General features: G+C 61.2%; 3 protein-coding genes and 1 pseudogene. 2 read left to right on the top strand and 2 right to left on the bottom strand.

Translation table 11 applies throughout. The annotated features are described in order from the left end of the window. Positions 1 to 586: phosphoribosylaminoimidazolesuccinocarboxamide synthase (locus tag JNL55_RS03640; RefSeq protein WP_293849393.1), on the bottom strand; the 586-nt coding region annotated here is incomplete at its 3' end. Positions 587 to 753: 167 nt separating this feature from the next. On the opposite strand from JNL55_RS03640, the gene djlA reads away from it, so the two are divergent. Both djlA and rpe read left to right on the top strand, forming a co-directional pair. Then, on the top strand, positions 754 to 1578 hold the full coding sequence (gene djlA / locus JNL55_RS03635; RefSeq protein ID WP_293849389.1) for a co-chaperone DjlA: 825 nt from the start codon (positions 754 to 756) through the stop codon (positions 1576 to 1578). Positions 1579 to 1597: 19 nt separating this feature from the next. Then, positions 1598 to 2281, top strand: coding sequence for a ribulose-phosphate 3-epimerase (gene rpe / locus JNL55_RS03630; RefSeq protein WP_293849386.1), 684 nt, complete (start codon positions 1598 to 1600; stop codon positions 2279 to 2281). A gap of 214 nt (positions 2282 to 2495) precedes the next feature. On the opposite strand, the pseudogene crp reads toward rpe, so the two are convergent. Beyond that, positions 2496 to 3131 (bottom strand): annotated as a pseudogene (gene crp, locus JNL55_RS03625) (cAMP-activated global transcriptional regulator CRP); the annotation flags it as partial. Between the last annotated feature and the right edge of the window lie 69 nt (positions 3132 to 3200).

The following is a 3200-nucleotide window of genomic DNA, read 5'->3' as shown; positions in this document are numbered from 1 at the left end:
GTGCGTACTCAGCGGCAAATCGATACAGCGCGAGCGCCGTCGCGCGCACCTGTTCGGCGAGACCGCGGCCGATGATGGAGACAGTGCGGTCGTAGTCGATGTTTTCGTCATGCTCGCCCAGCTCTGCTTTGGTGGCTGGGGTGAACAAGGGCTCGCTCAGGCGATCGGCCTGACGCAGGCCCTCGGGCAACTTGATGCCGCACACCGCGCCAGTCTGCTGGTAGTCCTTCCAGCCCGATCCGATGATGTAACCGCGCACCACTGCCTCGACCGGCAGCGCCTTGAGGCGCTTCACGATCATGTACCGATCGGCAATCGCTGCACGCTCGGTCGGATCGGTGACCACGCTTTCCAGCGGCGTGTCCAGGATGTGATTGGGGATGATGTGCTTGGTACGCTCGAACCAGAAGCGCGAAATCTTGCTCAGCACCGCGCCCTTGCCGGGAATCGGGTCCGGCAGCACCACGTCGAAGGCGCTCAGCCGGTCGGTGGTGACGATCAGCATCTGCTGGTCGTCGATGGCGTAGATGTCACGGACTTTGCCCTGATAAATGCGCTTGAGACCGCTCAGGCGGGATTCCAGCATGGGCGGGGAGGGCTGAGTCACGATGGGCTTACTCGATGAAAAATGAGAGAAAAAAGACGCTTGAGCGTCGGGCGAATGGTGGTCCGGCACCAGGCTGCTACCATAGGGACCTGGGAATAAATTCCTAGCGTAATTGTCGCAGCGGGTGGCGAGGCCTTCAAGCATCGATGGTTTGGCAGGGTAAAGCATTAGGCGCACTGATCGGCGGGGTGACCGCCGGTCCGGTGGGCGCATTGTTCGGCACTTTTCTTGGGCATCTGTTCGACGTCCAGGCGGAGAGCGGCATTGCCGGTCGGCTGGGCGGCAACGCTGCGGACGATGCCACCGCGGCCCAGATGTCCGCGATGGGCGTCCAGGAAGCGTTCTTCCGCGCCACCTTCCTGGTCATGGGCCACATGGCCAAGGCCGACGGCCGCGTTTCGGAAAACGACATCCGGGCGGCGCGCGCCATCATGGCCGAGTTCCGCCTCGGCGAGCGCGAAATCGAATTCGCCATCCAATTGTTCACTCAAGGCAAGGAAAAGGAATTTCCGCTGGAAGCGACACTGCGCCAGCTGCGTACGAAATTGGACGGCCGTCCTGACGTGTTGCGCATGTTCATTCAAATCCAACTGCAGACCGTGCTGTGGAGTGGCAGCTTCACTGCGGCGGAACGCCAGGTGATGGCGCGCATCGCCGGCTCGCTCGGTGTGTCGGCCTACGAGGTGGTGCAGATGGAGGCGCTCCTGCGAATGCAGCAGTCGTCGCGTCAACCGCCCGAGGCGCGCCCCAGAGTCGATAAGGTCCAGCAGGCTTATGACGTGCTCGGCGTGACCCGCGATGCTTCCGATGCCGAAGTCACCAAAGCGTATCGACGTCTGATGAATCAAAATCATCCCGACAAGTTGGTCGCACGCGGCCTGCCCGAGTCGATGATGAAAGTTGCCGAGGAAAAAACCCGGCAAGTGCTCGCCGCTTACGAAGTGCTTCGTGAAGCGCGCGCGATGCGATAGTTAGCGAGAGGTTTTTCCCATGCCTTCCACCAATCCAGCTTGGATCGCGCCGTCGATCCTGTCCGCCGATTTCGCTCGCTTGGGCGAAGAAGTGAAAGCCGTGCTCGAGGCCGGTGCCGACACTGTGCATTTCGATGTTATGGACAATCACTACGTGCCCAATCTCACCATCGGGCCGCTGGTGTGCGAGGCATTGCGTAAGCACGGCATCACCGCGCCCATCGATGTGCATTTGATGGTGAAGCCGGTGGATCGAATCATTCCGGATTTCGCCGCGGCCGGCGCCAGCTGGATCAGTTTTCATCCCGAGGCCAGCGAACACGTCGATCGCACCATCGGTTTGATTCGCGAACACGGCTGTCATCCCGGCATCGTGCTCAATCCAGCCACGCCGTTGAACGTGCTCGACTATGTGCTCGACAAGGTGGACATGATCCTGCTGATGTCGGTGAACCCGGGCTTCGGCGGCCAGAAGTTCATTCCGTCGGCGCTCACCAAGTTGCGAAAGACGCGCGAGCTGATCGCTGCGAGCGGACGGAACATTCGGCTGCAGATCGACGGCGGCGTGAAGGTCGACAACATCGGCGAGATCGCTGCGGCCGGTGCCGATACTTTCGTCGCGGGCTCGGCGATCTTCGGTTCCAAGGACTACAAGAAGACCATCGCCGATATGCGCGCCGAGATGGCTAAGGCCACGAAGTAGCTGGCGCCACAAACAGAGAAGGCCGCTTGCGCGGCCTTCTGAGTGAGTCGGTTGATGACTCGGGCGAGTGCTATTCCTCGTCCTCGTCGTCGAAATCATCGTCATCATCATCGTCGTCATCGTCAGTGCGACGACTCGCCGGCGCGGTGGCGGCAGTAGCCGCACCAGCACGACCGGCAGCAGCGGCCAGCGGCGGCTTGGTCTTCATCTTGGGACGTGCGCCGAACACCACGATGGTCTTGCCGGTGGCGCGCAGCAGGCCCTGGTCTTCCAGCACCTTCAACACGCGGCCCGCCATTTCACGCGAGCAACCGACCAGGCGCGACAGCTCCTGACGGCTCACTTTGATCTGCATGCCTTCCGGATGCGTCATCGCATCGGGCTCGCTGCACAGATCCATGATGGCGTGCGCGACACGACCGGTGACGTCGACGAAGGCGAGATCGCCGAGCTTGCGATTGGTGCGATCCAGGCGAGTGGCCAACTGCGTGGCCAGCTCGAACACCAGGCCCGGGCTTTCAGCAGCGAGCTGGCGGAAGCGCGGATAAGTCATTTCAGCGAGTTCGCACTGCTGACGCGTGCGGACCCAGGCACTGCGCGTGGGCTGTTCGTAGAACAAACCCATTTCGCCGAAGAACTGGCCCTTGTTGAGGTAGGCGAGCACCATCTCGTTGCCTTCCTCATCCTCGATCATCACTTCGACCGAGCCGCTGACGATGTAATACAGCACATCGGGCAGATCGCCGGCGTGGATGACGACGGTCTTGGAGGGCACCGTGCGAATGCGGCAGTAACTCAGGAACCGGTTGATCGCCGGGATATCGCTCAATGGCCTTGCGCCTTCTTCCATACCCGCCCCTACCTTCGCCTTGTGCTTCTAACTAAATGACTTTAGAGGGATGACTTGACGACAATATGT

Origin of the sequence: Steroidobacter sp., from assembly GCF_016790065.1 — a bacterium.
Lineage (GTDB): Bacteria > Pseudomonadota > Gammaproteobacteria > Steroidobacterales > Steroidobacteraceae > Steroidobacter.
Note: the sequence above shows the minus strand (reverse complement) of the source record. Positions and strands in the feature narration are given on the sequence as shown.